Genomic DNA, 15740 nt, shown 5'->3' with positions numbered 1-15740 from the left:
TAAGGGGCGGACATGAAAGCCATCGTTCAGGACCGGTACGGATCACCCGACGTCCTGGAGTTCACCGACGTCGACCAGCCGGTACCGGGGGACCGGGAGGTACTGGTCCGGGTTCACGCCGCGGCGCTCAACGCCCGCGACTGGCACGTCCTGCGGGGCGACCCGTACATCGTCCGCCCGTCAGCCGAGCTAGGCCGGCGCCGGCCGAACGTCCGCATCCGGGGGACCGACTTCGCCGGTCGGGTCGAGGCGGTCGGCCCGTCGGTGACCGGCGTCCGCGTCGGCGACGAGGTCTACGGCGATGCCATCGGCGCCTTCGCCGAGTACGTCGCCGTACCGGAGGATGCGGTCGCGGCGAAGCCGGCCAATCTCAGCTACGAGCAGGCGGCGGCGATTCCGCTGGCCGCGACCACCGCGCTGGTCGGCCTGCGTGACGTCGCCAAGCTCCAGGCAGGGCAGCAGCTCCTGATCAACGGCGCCTCGGGTGGCGTCGGCACCTTCGCGGTCCAGATCGCCAAGGCGATGGGCGCCGAGGTGACCGGCGTGTGCAGCACCAGGAACGTGGAGCTCATCCGGTCGATCGGTGCGGACGCCGTCATCGACTACACCACCGCCGACTTCAGCCGCGCCGGCCGCCGGTACGACGTGGTGCTCGATCTCGTCGGCAATCGGTCCCTGACCGCCCTCCGGCGGATTCTGGTCCGGAACGGCACCCTGGTGCTGTCCGGCGGTGGCGTGTTCACCGGCGGCAGCCTGTTCGGCCCGGTCGGCCTGATGGTCAAAGGAATGGTCTCGGCCCCGTTCGTCAGCCAGCGCGTGGTTCTCTTGAAGCCGACGATCAACAAGGCCAACCTCGTGGCGCTGTCCGAACTGGCCGAGTCCGGGAAGCTCGTGCCGGCCATCGACCGGACCTACCCACTGTCGGCCGCGGCCGACGCGCTCCGCTATCTGGAAGCCGAGCACGCCCGGGCGAAGGTGGTCCTCACCGTCTGAGCGCCCACCAGTTGTCCATCCGCTCGACCGCCTTGTGGCTGCCGTCGAGCACCCGCTCGATCCGGAACAGGAACGCCGCGATCCCGGCCGCGCCCTGCATCCACCCGACGCCCGGCGGCAACAGCGGCTCGTCATTGCGGTGCTCGATGAAACGCCAGTACGCCGACGGGCCGTCGTGGATCGCCCGCTCGACCACGGCATCCGCGAGCTGGACGGCGAACTCCAGGTCCTGCGGATCGCCGTCGCGGTGCCACGCGTCCAGGAACGCATCGCCGACTCCCGCCGTACCGCAGCAGCGTCCGTCGTTGTCCCAGAAGCCCGGGTAGAGGCGTTCGGGGATCCCGGAATACCGGACGCTGTCCAGGCAGCGCCGACGCCAGGTCAGCGGCGAATCACCAGCCACTTGGCCGACTCCGGCGTACTCGAGTGCGCTGAACAGCAACGCCGTACCAGCGCCGCCATGGCACCAGTTGTAGGTGAACTCGTCCCCGTGCCGCTCCGACCACGGAATCACCCGCGGCACCCGGAACCCCTTGTCGTCAAGGATCCCCAGAGTGACGAGATGCTCGGCCCCTCGCCGCCCCGCGTCCACCAACTCCGGCCGCTCGAACTCGACACCAGCCACCGCCAGAGCAGCTGCAATCCCCGCCTGCCCGTGCGAGAAGTTCGGCATCTGCAGGGGTTCCTCATGAAGGAACCGACGGGACACGAACTGCCAGTTGAGGCCGGTCGGCAGCTCTTCCTGCTCACCCAGCAGGAGGTCGGCGGCCCGATCGGCCAGTGGCTGTGCGTCCTCGCCGTGGCGGTGCGCCCAGAGAGCGCCGAGCAATGCGGCCGCGGTGCCGAGCGTCGCGTCGTTGGCGACGGCATCCGGGAGGTACGCGTCCTTCTGGAGGAAGCTCTCCGGCCAGCCGTCGGGAGTGGCGATCTCGGCGGCCCGCTCCACGGCTGCGGCCGAGCCGGGCTCGTTGAGCGCGGTCAGTACGCCGATCGCGCTGACCAGGCCGTCGAAGTAGGTGATGCTCGGATCGCGCGGGATGGTGGTGCGGATGCGGTCGGCGATGGCGTCGGCCAGGTGTTGTTCGTCGGGTGACCACGGGCGGGTGAGTCTGATCTCCGCGAGGGTGTGGGCAAGCCCGCCGATTCCGCTGTGCATGCCGTCGCGGTATTCGTCCGGCTTCTCGCCTCCGGCCGCCTCCGGGATCCACGGGCCGTCGTCGTCCCACTGCACCTGGTCGAGCACCCAGGTCCACGCGACTTCGGCGAGTCCGGCGTACGACGTCATGGCCGGGCGTTGCGGAGCCGGATGCCGCTCCACTCGAGGGTGCCCACCCACGCCATCGCGCGGGGGCACTGCCTCGGGAACCAGTAGTCGGGGGCCCGGTCGTGGCCGACGGCCCACACGTAGGGAGTGACTTGCCCGGCCGTCCGCGCGACGTACGGCCGGAAGACCTCGATGGTCGGGTCTTCGGAGAAATGCAGGACCTCGCCAGGTGCCGGACGCATGCGCCGCAGCTTAGTCAGGTACGACGTGGTGGTGCTGAGGTTTACCGGGTCAGCCCGCCGTGTAGGGGTCCAGCCCGCAGTGGTTACGGAGCCACGGCGTCGGGTCGACCGCCTCGCCGCCGTCCGGGTGGACCTCGAAGTGCAGGTGCGGGCCGGTGGTGTTGCCGGTCATCCCGATCGCGCCGACCTGGTCACCGGCGTACACGGTCTCGCCGACCGACACGCTGAACTTCGACATGTGGTTGTACCAGGTGACGGTGCCGTCCTCGTGCCGGACCTGGACCTGGCGGCCGTACGGCCCGGCCCAGTCGGCGAAGATCACCACGCCCTTCATCACGCTGTGGATCGGCGTGCCCATCGGCGCGGCGAAGTCCAGGCCGGTGTGGTTGTGCGCCCAGCGGGTGCCGCCCTGACCGAAGGTGGCGGTGATCTGGTAGCCGGTGACCATGATCTGGCAGCGGGTGGCCGACTCGCGGGCCTTCTTCTCGGCGGCGTCGGCCTTGGCCTTCGCGGCGGCCAGCGCGGTCGCGCGCTTGGTGGTGAGGGCCTGGGTGGCGGTGAGCTTGGCGGCCCGGGCCTTCGCCAGCTGGGCGGCCGCGGCCTGCTTCTTGTTGGTGTCGTTGCCGGCCAGCTGGACCCGGGAGGAGTCCCGGGTGGCGAGCTGACGGGCTTCGATGCGCGCGGTGGTGATGCCGGACAGGCTCCCGTTGTCCAGGCTGAGCGCGGCGAGGTTCACCGCGGAGTTCGCCTGGGTCGGCGAGGCGAGCGAGCTGTGGCTGAAACCGACAGCTCCCGCCGCCGCAGCAAGCGCTGCGGTCAGACCGACGATCTGGGTACTACTCGGGGTGTTACGCCTGGCGACGCGATGCTTGGCACTGTGACGTCCTGCGCCGGGTTTGCGCGCAGCGTTGCCGGGCGTGTCGCGGTCTTCCGCGGCACGGTGCTGGGACACAACGTGGCCTTTCGGTCACAGGGGAGGGGCTTCGTCCGTCCTCGGCGGGGGTTTATTCCCGCTGGGGACTCACGCACGATAACGGATCAGTCACGAGGCTACAAACCCCGCCACCCACTTTTCCCCGCCACCTTCACGAAACTTTTGCATGAGCGCCTGCACGTGCATCGGCTCTTGGCGTCCGGTTAGCTGCCTGGTCAGGAAGTTCGGTCAGGAAAGTTGGGTCAGGCAGTTCGGTCAGGTGCCCCGACCTCGTCCAGGTGGGCCAGCACCGCGGTGATCTGGTGCACGACGTCGCCGTGGAACGGCAGGGACAGGTGGCCTACGCCGCGGACCCGCACGTTGCTCGCGTCCAGATCCGGGTGCCGGATCCGGGCCCGCCGCTGCGGCACGATCAACTGGTCGACGTCGCTGTAGAACGCGACGAACCTGGTCCGGCAGTCCGGCGCCGGCTCGGCCAGTTCGGCCATCAGGTCGCTGTCCGGCCGCACCTGCTTGACCAGCGGCCACGGCAGCAGCCGGGCCGCCATCGTGCCCTGGTGCGGCGTCCCGAGCGTGACGCAGGTGTGCACCCGCTCGTCACCGCCGAGCCGCTGGGCGTAGTACCGCGCGATCAGTCCGCCCAGGCTGTGCCCGATGACGTGGATCTTGTCCGACCCGGAGGCCGCACAGATCGCCTCGATCTCCTGACCCATCCGCTCGGCGGTACGGCGTACGTCCAGCGTCAGGGGTGAGTACGAGAACGTGTGGATGCTGCTGAACCCGCGCCGGTGGAGTTGGCGGCGCATCAGCGCGAAGATCGTGTGGTTGTCGATGATCCCGTGCGCGAGCAGGATCGGCGTACCGGCCGCGCGGACGTCGCTGACGAGCAGGCTGCGTTGGGCCGGAGTCAGGCCGGCCAGGGTGAGTCGCTGGGCCGGGGCGCCGGAGCCGCCGACCAGGCCGAGCGGATACATCGCCAGGTGGGTGGTGAGCCAGCCGATCTCCACGGCCGCGCCGTGCAGCACGCGCGGTGAGAGGGCGGAGCGGGCGCCGTACGCGAGTCCGTCGAGCGCGCCGCGGACGTCGTCCTGCCAGGTAGTCATGGGCGACTCCTCACACCAAAAACCAGACCCCCCGAGCGGTCCGATCTCTTCCAAGGTAACCGGTTCATTTCGCGCGTGGCGGGGAACACACACCTCCGTGTCTTATCCGTGAGGTACGGACCGGTTAGCCTGCCAACATGCCTGCTACGAGTCCTCTGCGCGTCGTCGTCGCCAAGCCTGGCCTGGACGGCCACGACCGCGGCGCGAAGGTGGTCGCCCGGGCGCTGCGGGACGCCGGCATGGAGGTCATCTACACCGGCCTGCACCAGACCCCGGAGCAGATCGTCGAGACCGCGATCGCCGAGGACGCCGACGCGATCGGGCTGTCGGTGCTGTCCGGCGCGCACATGACCCTGTTCAAGCGGGTCCGCGAGCTGCTGGTCGAGCGCGAGGCCGAGGACATCGTGGTGTTCGGCGGCGGCATCATCCCGGATGCCGACCTCGAGCCGCTGGCCGAGCTCGGCGTGCACAAGATCTTCACCCCCGGCGCCACGACCACCGAGATCGTCGCGTGGGTCCGCGGCAATGTCGGCGACGCATCGGCCTCGCCGGCCTGAGACCTGCCTGAGACCTACCGGAGGCGCGGATCCGCTCCGGAGCGTGATGGCGACTGCCTGGAGTCGATCTGAACGAATACTGTCCGTTCAGGTGGGTTACTGCCCGGTAATACCGAATCGTTAAGAAACACCTGGTTGTGCGGACTGTCGAATCGCGGTCGCATACAGCCATGCGGCTGTCCGTTTCAGAGGCTGTCCAGCGGCAGGGGTGTGGCTCAGGACACATCACCCCCGTTGTCGGTTACTGTCCGGACATGCGGGATCGCAGCGCGGTGGGGGACTGTGACCCACTGACGCAGGACCAAGCGATGTCCCAATCGGGAGAGGGCAGGTAACGATGAGGTTTGAACGATCACACACACGCAAGGCGGTCGCACTGGCCGTCGCCGGCGGCCTGGTGCTGCTCGCATCCGCGTGTGGTGGCGGGAACGATGAGAGCAGCGGAGGTACCTCGTCCGGGGGAGCGCTTGAGGGTCGCGGCCCGATCACGTTTGCCACCGGCAAGGACACGTCCGGAAACCTGACGAACCAGGTCGCTGCGTGGAACTCGCAGCACCCGGACGAGAAGGTCACTGTGTCGGAGCTGCCTGAGTCCGCGGACCAGCAGCGCGCCCAGATGATCTCGAACGCGCAGAACAAGTCCGACGCGTTCAGCGTGCTGAACCTGGATGTGGTCTGGACCCCTGAGTTCGCGGCCAACCGCTGGGTCACCGAGTTGCAGCCGGACCAGTTCCCGGACCTGGGGAAGTTGCTGCCGTCAACGGTCGACACCGCGAAGTACCGCGACAAGCTGTACGGCATTCCGGTCACGTCCGACGGCGGTCTGCTGTACTACCGCAAGGACCTGCTGGACAAGGCCGGTCTGCAGCCGCCGAAGACCTGGGAAGAGATGGTCACCGCCTGTGCCAAGGTGAAGGCACTGCCGGAGGCCAAGAACATCGGCTGCTACTCGGGCCAGTTCGAGAAGTACGAAGGCCTGACCGTGAACTTCTCCGAGGCCGTCAACGGTGCCGGTGGCGTCGTCGTCGGTGACGACGGTAAGCCGAACGTGGACACCCCGGAGGCGCTGGCCGGTCTGACCGCGCTGACCGAGGGCTTCAAGACGGGCTTCATCCCGAAGGCCGCCATCACCTACAAGGAAGAGGAAGGCCGCCGGGCGTTCCAGGAGGGCAACCTGCTCTTCCACCGCAACTGGCCCTACGTGTACGCGCTGGCAGGCAAGACCGACGGCTCGTCGAAGGTCGCCGGCAAGTTCGCGGTCGCGCCGCTGCCGGGCCAGACCGGTCCGGGCGTGTCCACCCTGGGTGGTCACAACTACGCGATCTCGGAGTTCGCCAAGAACAAGGCGACCTCGGCGGACTTCATCAAGTTCATGGCCAGCGAGGACCGGCAGAAGGCGAACATCGAGAAGACGTCGCAGGCGCCGACCTGGGCCTCGCTGTACGACGACCCCACGCTGAACAAGGAGTTCCCGTACCTGGCTCCGCTGAAGGCCTCGATCGAGGGCGCGAAGTCGCGGCCGAAGGTGGTCAAGTACGGCGACGTCACCACCGCGATCCAGGAGGCGGCGTACGGCGCTCTGACCGGCACGACGACGCCGAAGGACGCGTTGACCCAGCTGCAGACCAAGTTGAGCTCGCTCATCACGCAATGACCGAAGCGGCGGGGCCGGCGCGCAGCTTCACAGCTACGTGCCGGCCCCGGCCTGTCGCTGCCCGCCGCAGGTGGGCAGAGAGAAGGAGGCAGAGGTGAGTACATCCGTCCCGGTCGCGGAGCGACCGACACCGGAGACCACCAAGAAGCCCAAGCGGAGCTCGTTCAACGAGGGCACCGGCCGGCTGGCCGCGTTGCTGCTGTCGCCGACCATGATCGTGCTGATCCTCGTCGTCGGTTTGCCGATCATCGCGGCGTTGCGCGAGTCGCTGTACCAGAGTGGTCAGCGGATCGACTCGTCCGGCTTCATCGTCCAGGGCTCCGATTTCGTGGGTCTCGACAACTACACGGCGATCTTCTCCGGCGAGACCGGCACCCGATTCTGGAACGCTTTCTACAACACCACGTTCTTCACCGTCGCGTGTGTGGTCCTGGAGACCGTGCTGGGTGTCGCGATGGCCCTGGTGATGCACAAGGCGTTCAGGGGCCGCGGCATCGTGCGCGCCAGCATCCTCGTCCCGTGGGCGATCCCGACCGTCGTCTCGGCGCTGCTGTGGAAGTGGATCTTCCAGGCCGACGGTATCGCCAACAACGTGCTCGGCACCCAGATCCTGTGGTCCACCGAGGGGTGGCAGTCGGTGCTGTCGGTCATCATCGCCGACACCTGGAAGACCGCGCCGTTCATCGGGCTGCTGGTGCTCGCGGGCCTGCAGACGATTCCGACCGACGTGTACGAGGCGGCGAAGGTGGACGGCGCCAGCGTCTGGCAGACGTTCAGCCGGATCACCATGCCGCTGGTGAAGCCGGCACTGCTGGTGGCAGTGCTGTTCCGCATCCTCGACACGCTGCGGATCTTCGACCTGCCGTTCGTGCTGGTCGGCCCGAACAAGGAGTCGGTCGAGACGCTGTCGATCCTGGCGTACCTCGAAGCCAACCAGACCCGGTACGGGCCGGCGGCGGCGTACGCGACATTGCTGTTCATCTACGTCGCCGTGGTCGCGTACGTGTTCGTGAAGCTGCTCGGTGCCGACGTGTTCGGTGACAACATCCAGCGGAAGCCGAAGAAGAACGCGGGGAACGGGCGAGGCCGGGCCAAGCAGGCGGACCCAGGCGCTCCGGTGGCCGGACTGACCGCCGGTGGCGGCTTAGGAGGTGAATGATGACTGTTGTTGCTGAGAAGGCCAAGGCCCCAAGGGTGATCGACGTCAAGGCGGCCGAGGCGCCGTGGTACCGGCGCTGGCTGCCGCTGCTCGGTGTCGCGGTGATCGTGCTCTACTGCCTGCTGCCGTTCTTCTGGATGGTGGTGTCGTCGCTGCGCCGGCCGACCGACCAGTTCGACAACTCGGTCATCCCGTCGCCCATTTCGTTTACCAACTACACGGACGTGTTCAAGCCCGGCACCGGGTTTCAGCGTGGTCTGCTGAACAGCCTGATCGTGGCCGGTACGGTGACGGTCCTGACGCTGGTCATCGGGATGGTGGCGGCCTACACGCTGGCCCGGCTGGAGTTCCGGGGCAAGAACTTCGTGCTGGCGATCATCATCGTCACCTCGATGTTCCCGGGGATCTCGCTGGTGATCCCGCTGAAGAAGCTGTTCGTCAACATCAACTGGATCAACACCTACCAGGCGATGATCGTGCCCAGCCTGTCGTTCGCATTGCCACTGGCGGTGTGGCTCCTGACCGCGTTCTTCCGGCAGATGCCGCGAGAGCTCGAGCAGGCCGCGATGGTGGACGGCTGTACGCCGGCCCAGGCGTTCCGAAAGGTGATCCTCCCGCTGGCCGCACCGGGTGTGTTCACCACCGCGATCATCACCTTCATCGCGGCCTGGAACGAGTTCCTGATCGCGCTGAGCATGGTGAACAAGAAGCAGTACCAGACCGCCAACGTGGTGATCTCGCAGTTCACCGGTGCCTCGGGCCGCGACCAACCGTTCGGCAGCCAGATGGCCGCCGGTGTGGTGGTGACGATTCCGCTGGTGATCGCCGTACTGCTGTTCCAGCGTCGGATCGTGGCCGGCCTCACGGCAGGTGGCGTGAAGTGAGCTGGTTCCGCCGGCAGGCGGCGGAGCGGGACCGCCGGGACCGGGAGGACCGGGACCGGCGGGACCGCGAAGACCGGGATCGGCGGGACCGCGAGGAGCGGGACCGGCGGGACCGCGAGGACCGGGACCGATGGGATCGTGAGGATCGCGCTCGGTTCCGCTAGCAGCTACAAGAAAACGGCCGGGTCCCTCCGGCCGTTTCCTTGTTTCTCAGAGCGTTTTCAGAGCTCCAGCCAGACGGCGGCGTCGGTTTGCAGCTGCCCGTCGGGGACCGGCTCGCTGCTGAGCAGGATCCGTTGGTGGGCCGGCAGCTCGACCGGGGTGTCGCCGAGATTGACCACGCAGCGGAAGTCCGGGTTGCGGGTGAAGGAGAGGACGCCGGGAGTGGCCTCCTCGTCCCACGCGAGGCGGCCTTCGCCCAAGGCCGGGTGCTCGCGGCGGATGCGCAGGGCAGTCTTGTAGAGGTTGAGGTGGCTGTCCGGCTCGGGCGCCTGCGCCTCGGCGGTCAGGCCGGACCAGTCGGCCGGCTGGGGGAGCCAGGGCTGGCCGGTGCCGGGACCGAAGCCGTACGGCGGCTCCGAACCTGACCACGGGATCGGGACGCGGCAGCCGTCGCGGCCACGGACCGTGTGGCCGGACCGCTCCCAGCTGGGGTCGTCGAGGACGTCTTCGGGCAGGTCCTCGACCTCGGGCAGGCTGAGCTCGTCGCCTTGGTAGATGTAGGCCCCGCCCGGAAGAGCGAGCTCGAGGAGCGCGGCGGCCCGGGCGCGGCGGCGGCCTAGCTCGAGATCGGTCGGTACGACGCCCGCACCCTCCAACGCGTCCCGCTGATCCCGGCCGTACCGGGTGCGGTGCCGGATCGTGTCGTGGTTGCTCAGCACCCAGGTCGCCGGTGCCCCGACGGCCCACAGGTTCTCGGTGGTGTGGTCGATGACCTCGCGCAACTCCTTCGCGTCCCACGCACAGCGCAGTACGTCGAAGTTGAACGCGGAGTGCAGTTCGTGCGACCGCACGTACCGCGCCAGCCGCTCGGCCGGCGACAACCACGCCTCGGCCACGAACACCCGGGGTCCCTGCGGAGTATCGGCGTACTCGTCGGCGATGGCCCGCCACCGCTGGTGGATGGTGTGCACACCCGGCTGGTCGTAGAACGGGTTGCCGACGTACTTCTCCCGCGTCGGCTGGCCGTTGTGCAGCGGTACGTCGGGCAGCGCCCGGTCCTTCGCCATCGAGTCGGCCACGTCGATCCGGAAGCCGTCGACGCCACGGTCGAACCAGAACCGCAGGATCGAGTCGAACTCCTCGATCACCTTCGGGTTGTCCCAGTTCCAGTCCGGCTGCGAGATGTCGAACAGGTGCAGGTACCACTGCCCGTCCTCGATCTGCTGCCAGGCGCCGCCACCGAACGCGGCCGGCCAGTTGGTCGGCGGCAGCCCGCCCTCCTTGCCGTCGCGGAACCAGAACAGGTCGCGCTCCGCGGAACCCTTGCCGGCCGCCAGCGCGGCCTTGAACCACGGGTGCTCCCAGGAGCAGTGGTTCGGCACCAGGTCGATCAGGATCCGCAGCCCGAGCGCGTGCGCCTCGGTGATCAGGGCGTCCGCGTCCGCCAGGGTGCCGAACTCGGGGTTGATGTCCCGGTAGTCGGACACGTCGTACCCGCCGTCGAGCAGCGGAGACGGGTACCAGGGGCTGATCCAGATCGCGTCGACGCCGAGGTCGGCCAGGTACGGCAGCCGGGCCCGGATCCCATTCACGTCTCCGGTGCCGTCACCCGTGGCGTCGGCGAAGGATCGCGGGTACACCTGGTAGACGACGGCGCTACGCCACCAGTCGTCAGCTGGTCTGGTTGCTGGATCGGTCATGCGTCCTAGCGTTGCATGGGCCGGGTAGTTCCTGTGACGGTCGTCTCAGCGTGTACCCCGGCTGTTGCCGCGGCCGCCGAGGTGGCTAGTCTCAGGCCGACGGAACGCGCCGGCGACCGTGCCCTCTTCCGGGAACAGCCCGCCTGCCGCGGCCTACTCGAACAGGTGCGAGAGAGGGACCACAGTCGTGGACTTGATGGAATACCAGGCGAAGACGGTCTTCGCCAAGCACGGAGTGCGGACGACCGTGGGTGAGGTCGTGACGACTCCGACCGAAGCCCGCGCGGCGGCCGAGAAGATCGGTGGCCGGGTGGTCGTGAAGGCCCAGGTGAAGACCGGCGGCCGCGGCAAGGCCGGCGGCGTCAAGCTGGCGAGCAGCCCGGACGAGGCGGAGGAGAAGGCCCGCGAGATCCTCGGCCTGGACATCAAGGGTCACGTCGTCAAGATCCTGAACATCGTCCCGGCCGCGGCGATCGCGGAGGAGTACTACTTCTCCTTCCTGGTCGACCGGGCGAACCGCAACTACCTCTGCATCGCGTCGGCCGCCGGCGGCATGGAGATCGAGGAGGTTGCGCACACCAACCCGGACGCGGTCGCGCAGATCTCGATCGACCCGGCCACCGGGGTGGACGAGGCGAAGGCCCGCGAGATCGCCGAGGCCGCGAAGTACCCGGCCGACGTGATCGACGCCGTCGTACCGGAGATCGTCAAGCTGTATGACGTCTTCCTCGGCGAGGACGCGTCGCTGGTCGAGGTGAACCCGCTGGTCAAGCTCGAGGACGGCAACGTCGAGGCGCTGGACGGCAAGGTCACCCTGGACGAGAACGCGGACTTCCGGCACCCGGACCACGCCGAGTTCGAGGACATCTCGGCGGCCGACCCGCTGGAGGCCGCGGCCAAGGCCAAGGGCCTGAACTACGTCAAGCTCGACGGCTCGGTCGGGATCATCGGCAACGGCGCCGGCCTGGTCATGTCGACGCTCGACGTCGTCGCTTACGCCGGTGAGGAGTTCGGCGGCGTGAAGCCGGCGAACTTCCTGGACATCGGCGGCGGAGCCTCCGCCGAGGTGATGGCGAACGGGCTGGAGATCATCATCTCCGACCCGCAGGTGGAGAGCGTGTTCGTCAACGTCTTCGGCGGCATCACCGCCTGCGACGCGGTCGCGAACGGCATCGTGCAGGCGTTCGAGCTGCTCGCCAGTCGCGACGAGCACGTCAGCAAGCCGCTGGTCGTCCGGCTGGACGGCAACAACGCCGAGGAGGGCCGCCGGATCCTCGACGAGGCCGGCCTGGCCGGTCTGGAGCGGGTCGACACCATGGACGGCGCCGCCAAGCGCGCCGCCGAGCTGGCTGCGAAGTAAGGGATCGCCGAACAATGTCTATCTTCCTGACCAAGGACAGCAAGGTCATCGTCCAGGGCATGACCGGCTCCGAGGGCACCAAGCACACCACCCGGATGCTTGCCTCCGGCACCAACATCGTCGGCGGCGTGAACCCGCGCAAGGCGGGTCAGAGCCAGGACTTCGACGGCAAGCCGGTGCCGGTGTTCGGCACCGTCGCGGACGCCGTCAAGGAGACCGGTGCGAACGTGTCGGTCGTCTTCGTGCCGCCGAAGTTCACCAAGGACGCGGTGCTGGAGGCGATCGAGGCCGCCGTACCGCTGGTCGTGGTGATCACCGAGGGCGTGCCGGTGCACGACACCGCCGCGTTCTTCGCCGCCGCGCAGGCGTCCGGCACCACCCGGATCATCGGGCCGAACTGCCCCGGCATCATCACGCCGGGCGAGTCGAACGCGGGCATCATCCCGGCCAGCATCGCCGGCCAGGGCCGGATCGGCCTGGTGTCGAAGTCGGGCACGCTGACATACCAGATGATGTACGAGCTGCAGGACTTCGGCTTCTCGACCGCGATCGGCATCGGTGGTGACCCGATCATCGGGACGACGCACATCGACGCGCTGCGGGCGTTCCAGGACGACCCGGACACCGACGCGATCGTGATGATCGGTGAGATCGGTGGTGACGCCGAGGAGCGGGCGGCCGCGTTCATCAAGGAGAACGTGACCAAGCCGGTCGTCGGCTATGTGGCCGGGTTCACCGCGCCGGAGGGCAAGACGATGGGTCACGCGGGCGCGATCGTGTCCGGTTCGTCCGGCACCGCGGCCGCGAAGCAGGAGGCCCTCGAGGCCGTCGGCGTGAAGGTCGGCAAGACGCCGAGCGAGACCGCCAACCTGATGCGCGAGATCATGCAGGGCCTGACCAGGTAACCCAGGCATTCAGGCAACGGGACCCGCCGCGCGGGTCCCGTTGTCTATTTGTACGCCGCGGAGCGTTCGGCCGCGCGGGTCAGCGTCTCGTTGAACGCCGTGTCCGAGATGTCCAGGTCCTTGAGCACCGGGAACACCAGGTAGACCGCGCGGTCCCCGGACCCGGCGATGCCGATCCGGTAGGTGAACTTGTTCCCACCGCCGGTGTCGTACGACGCCTGCCAGCTCTCGCCCTTGATCGTGGTGGTCGCGATCGTGCCGGTCGACTTCACCTTCGCGGTCGAGACGTCCTTCTCGCAGCCGTCCACGTTCTTGCGGACCTGCGCGACGAAGGCGGCCGCCGCCGTCGGCGTGGCGAACTTCGCGATCGTGTCGTCGAGGCCGAACTCGGTCCGCACGTCCGCCTCCGGCGTCACATACGTGAGTGAGCCGTACTTCGTCGCCTTCGCCTTCGTGAAGTTCATCCGCTCGCAGCCGGTGCCGCCGCCGGTCTTGGCCGGTGCGCTCACCCAGGGCTTGTCGATCTCGTCCAGCACCGGCAGGTCGACCGGCGCCATGAACCCGGGCGCCTCGGCGCTCGGCAGCAGGCCCGGCCTCGCCACCGGCGCCCCGGCGCCGCAGCCGCCGGACTCGGCGCAGATCTTCTTCGCCGCGACGTTCGCCGTGGCGAGGATCGGCCCTGGTGGGGGCGGCGTGGCGGCGAGGGTGTCGTGCTCGAGCACCATCGTGGCCTGACCGGCAAGTGTGACGGCGATCGTCTTGTACCGCGTCTTGGTGCCGGACGGCTGGCCGAACACCGCGATCACGCCGCGCTCACCGACCCCGGTCGTGACGTAGCTGGTCGTGAGCCGGGTCTTCGGGATCGAGCACTGGCTCAGCCAGCCGACGACCGAGGTGTACGCCTTGCTCGCCGCGGCCTTGTCGTTCGACACCTCGACGTACTGCACCGCGGTGTCCTTGGTGGTCGCGTTCTGGAAGGTGCGCACCCACGTGCGCAGCCCGGCCGGGTCGGCGAACCGCTGGGACTGGCAGACGAACGCCTTCTCCGGCGCGGTGCTGCCGTCGGAGGTCTTGGCGACCGCCCAGGCGCCGGTCGCGGCCAGCGGCTTCGCGGTGGCGGCGTCGAGCAGCACCTTCTCGTCGGCGAGCACGTTCGCGTCGGACGACTTGTCGTCGGACGGGCCGCTGCCGACCTTCTGGCCGGGCGAGTTGTCGCCGCCGAACGCATTCAGCGCCGCGACTCCGCCGCCGCCGACCAGCACCACGACCGCTGCTCCCGCGGCGATCGTCTGGTTCCGCTTGCGCGCCTTCTGCCGGCGCGCTTCCCGTGCAGCGGCGCGACCGCCGCCGCGCTGTGCGCGGTGGGAACCGGCCAAAGCTCGACCTCCTGACTGATTCCACCCGACAGTACCCGGTGGGCCCACACCGCCCACAGTCAGCTACAGGCGGCCGATGTGGCGTGAACCCAGCGTGAGCAAGCGGGCTGAAGTCTTCCATATCCGGCGTGTCAGGACGAGTGGTGTCCACCGCCGGGGTGACGATGGGAGTCAGATGACCGACATGCTGAGCCGTCCGGGCGCCCGTGACGGCGGACCACACCAGGCGCCCGGGCCCGCCCCCGCTTCGGATCCGGTCGCCGCCCCGACCAAGCCGGTGGTCGTGTCGGCCGTGATCTCCGCCGGCGCCTGCCTGCTGACCGGCCTGCTCACCTGTGCCGCGGTCGCTGTGATCGGCTGGCTGGCCGCGACCTTCGGCGGCGCCTCCGGAGCGATCCGCGCGGGCGCATCGGCCTGGTTGGTCGCCCACAAGGCCGGTGTGACACTCGGCACCGGTTCTCTCACCGTCGCGCCGCTCGGCCTGACCCTGTTCTTCGGCTGGTGTCTGTATCGCGGTGGCAAGTCCGCCGCCCGTACGAGCGCCGCGGACCGGACCCGGGACCTGATCCTGCTGTCCGGGACGTTCGCCGTCGTCTATGGCCTCGGTGCGCTCGTAGTGGCGTTGCTGACGGCGGACGGTCCGCTCAAGGTCAGTCCGCTGTCCGCGTTCCTCGGTGCCGCGTCGATCGCGCTGGTGGCCGGGACGATCGGCGTACTGGTCGAGTCCGGTGCGGGCGCCGACCTTGCCGACGCGACTCCCAGTGGTCTGCGGGACGCGGTGCCGGCCGCGATCGCCGCCGTACTGACCGTGATCGCGATCGCCTCGATCCTGTACGCCGTACTGCTGGCGATCCACTTCTCCCGGATCACCGGGATGCTGGAGCTCCTGGACGCCGGCGTGATCGGGTCGGTGGTGCTGTTCGCCATCTGCCTGATGCTGGTGCCGAACATGATCCTGTACGTCGTCGCCTTCCTCGCCGGACCCGGATTCCAGCTGGGAGTGGGTACGACGATCGCCCCGACCGGAGTGGATGTCGGGAACCTGCCTGCGCTTCCGCTGCTGGCCGCCGTACCCGCGGATGGGGCGACACCGTCGTACCTGCTCGTCCTGACCGCTGTGGTGCCGCTGGTGGCCGGTGCGGTCGCCGGACTGGTCGTGGTGCGGCGTGGACTCGCGGATCAGGACGCTGAGGCGCTGGGCTGGGATGCGTTCGCCCTGCGTGGCGGTATGGCAGCCCTGCTCGCCGCCGTGTTGCTGTACGTGCTGATGGCGATGTCCGGTGGCTCGGCGGGGCCTGGCCGGATGTCTGCTGTCGGGATCCCGGGGGCGCTGGCGGCGGCCGGCGTACTGGCCGCGGGGATGGCGATCGGGGCCTCGATCACGGCCGCGGTGGTCGCGTCCCGCCGACCGGCCGACAGCGAGGCCGACGCCGAGCGATAAGGTTTC

Annotated in this window: 15 protein-coding genes; 9 read left to right on the top strand and 6 right to left on the bottom strand. The window is 68.8% G+C overall.

All coding sequences use genetic code 11. The annotated features are described in order from the left end of the window. Positions 1–12: 12 nt before the first annotated feature. Positions 13–993, top strand: a complete 981-nt coding sequence (locus ACXC9Q_RS00960) for an NAD(P)-dependent alcohol dehydrogenase (protein ID WP_457054545.1) — start codon at positions 13–15, stop codon at positions 991–993. Here the strand turns inward: ACXC9Q_RS00960 and ACXC9Q_RS00955 are convergent. The 4 genes from ACXC9Q_RS00955 to ACXC9Q_RS00940 all read right to left on the bottom strand — a co-directional run bounded on the left by ACXC9Q_RS00955 (position 983) and on the right by ACXC9Q_RS00940 (position 4536). Then, positions 983–2278: a lanthionine synthetase LanC family protein gene (locus tag ACXC9Q_RS00955; RefSeq protein ID WP_457054544.1), complete on the bottom strand. Its 1296-nt coding sequence runs from the start codon at positions 2276–2278 to the stop codon at positions 983–985. The genes ACXC9Q_RS00960 and ACXC9Q_RS00955 overlap by 11 nt on opposite strands. Next, positions 2275–2499, bottom strand: a complete 225-nt coding sequence (locus tag ACXC9Q_RS00950) for a DUF6886 family protein (RefSeq protein ID WP_457054543.1) — start codon at positions 2497–2499, stop codon at positions 2275–2277. Before ACXC9Q_RS00950 ends, ACXC9Q_RS00955 begins: the two co-directional genes overlap by 4 nt. A gap of 49 nt (positions 2500–2548) precedes the next feature. Beyond that, a complete protein-coding gene (locus tag ACXC9Q_RS00945; protein WP_457054542.1) occupies positions 2549–3451 on the bottom strand; it encodes a M23 family metallopeptidase in 903 nt (300 codons plus the stop codon). 224 nt (positions 3452–3675) lie between these two features. Then, positions 3676–4536, bottom strand: a complete 861-nt coding sequence (locus ACXC9Q_RS00940) for an esterase/lipase family protein (RefSeq protein ID WP_457054541.1) — start codon at positions 4534–4536, stop codon at positions 3676–3678. A 137-nt stretch (positions 4537–4673) separates the two neighbouring features. On the opposite strand from ACXC9Q_RS00940, the gene ACXC9Q_RS00935 reads away from it, so the two are divergent. The 5 genes from ACXC9Q_RS00935 to ACXC9Q_RS00915 all read left to right on the top strand — a co-directional run bounded on the left by ACXC9Q_RS00935 (position 4674) and on the right by ACXC9Q_RS00915 (position 8954). Then, positions 4674–5093 carry a cobalamin B12-binding domain-containing protein gene (locus ACXC9Q_RS00935; protein ID WP_457054540.1) on the top strand — a complete coding sequence of 140 codons (420 nt, stop codon included), beginning with the start codon at positions 4674–4676 and terminating at the stop codon, positions 5091–5093. 337 nt (positions 5094–5430) lie between these two features. Next, positions 5431–6747 carry an ABC transporter substrate-binding protein gene (locus ACXC9Q_RS00930; protein ID WP_457054539.1) on the top strand — a complete coding sequence of 439 codons (1317 nt, stop codon included), beginning with the start codon at positions 5431–5433 and terminating at the stop codon, positions 6745–6747. Between the two features lie 94 nt (positions 6748–6841). Beyond that, complete coding sequence (locus ACXC9Q_RS00925; protein WP_457054538.1) at positions 6842–7906, top strand: carbohydrate ABC transporter permease; 1065 nt, start codon at positions 6842–6844, stop codon at positions 7904–7906. 137 nt (positions 7907–8043) lie between these two features. Then, positions 8044–8790 (top strand): carbohydrate ABC transporter permease, encoded by a 747-nt coding sequence (locus ACXC9Q_RS00920; protein ID WP_457054569.1) that lies wholly within the window; start codon positions 8044–8046, stop codon positions 8788–8790. Continuing rightward, a complete protein-coding gene (locus tag ACXC9Q_RS00915; protein ID WP_328523923.1) occupies positions 8787–8954 on the top strand; it encodes a hypothetical protein in 168 nt (55 codons plus the stop codon). The genes ACXC9Q_RS00920 and ACXC9Q_RS00915 overlap by 4 nt, the downstream gene beginning before the upstream one ends. 57 nt (positions 8955–9011) lie before the next feature. On the opposite strand, the gene ACXC9Q_RS00910 is transcribed toward ACXC9Q_RS00915, so the two are convergent. Further along, on the bottom strand, positions 9012–10652 hold the full coding sequence (locus ACXC9Q_RS00910) for a glycoside hydrolase family 13 protein (RefSeq protein ID WP_457054537.1): 1641 nt from the start codon (positions 10650–10652) through the stop codon (positions 9012–9014). A gap of 187 nt (positions 10653–10839) precedes the next feature. Here ACXC9Q_RS00910 and sucC point away from each other — a divergent pair, with 187 nt between their 5' ends. Then, entirely contained in the window at positions 10840–12012 is a 1173-nt protein-coding gene (gene sucC / locus ACXC9Q_RS00905; RefSeq protein WP_457054536.1) for an ADP-forming succinate--CoA ligase subunit beta, read from the top strand. A 14-nt stretch (positions 12013–12026) separates the two neighbouring features. After that, the gene (gene sucD, locus ACXC9Q_RS00900; protein ID WP_457054535.1) at positions 12027–12917 is read left to right on the top strand and encodes a succinate--CoA ligase subunit alpha; all 891 of its coding nucleotides are present in this window, start codon (positions 12027–12029) and stop codon (positions 12915–12917) included. 44 nt (positions 12918–12961) lie between these two features. Here the strand turns inward: sucD and ACXC9Q_RS00895 are convergent, their stop codons facing one another. After that, positions 12962–14293 carry a hypothetical protein gene (locus ACXC9Q_RS00895; RefSeq protein ID WP_457054534.1) on the bottom strand — a complete coding sequence of 444 codons (1332 nt, stop codon included), beginning with the start codon at positions 14291–14293 and terminating at the stop codon, positions 12962–12964. 175 nt (positions 14294–14468) lie between these two features. Here ACXC9Q_RS00895 and ACXC9Q_RS00890 point away from each other — a divergent pair, with 175 nt between their 5' ends. After that, positions 14469–15734 (top strand): cell division protein PerM, encoded by a 1266-nt coding sequence (locus ACXC9Q_RS00890; RefSeq protein WP_457054533.1) that lies wholly within the window; start codon positions 14469–14471, stop codon positions 15732–15734. The last annotated feature ends 6 nt before the right edge of the window (positions 15735–15740 follow it).

The sequence above is a fragment of the Kribbella sp. CWNU-51 genome (assembly GCF_054073265.1).
This window is presented reverse-complemented; position numbering and strand designations above follow the sequence as displayed.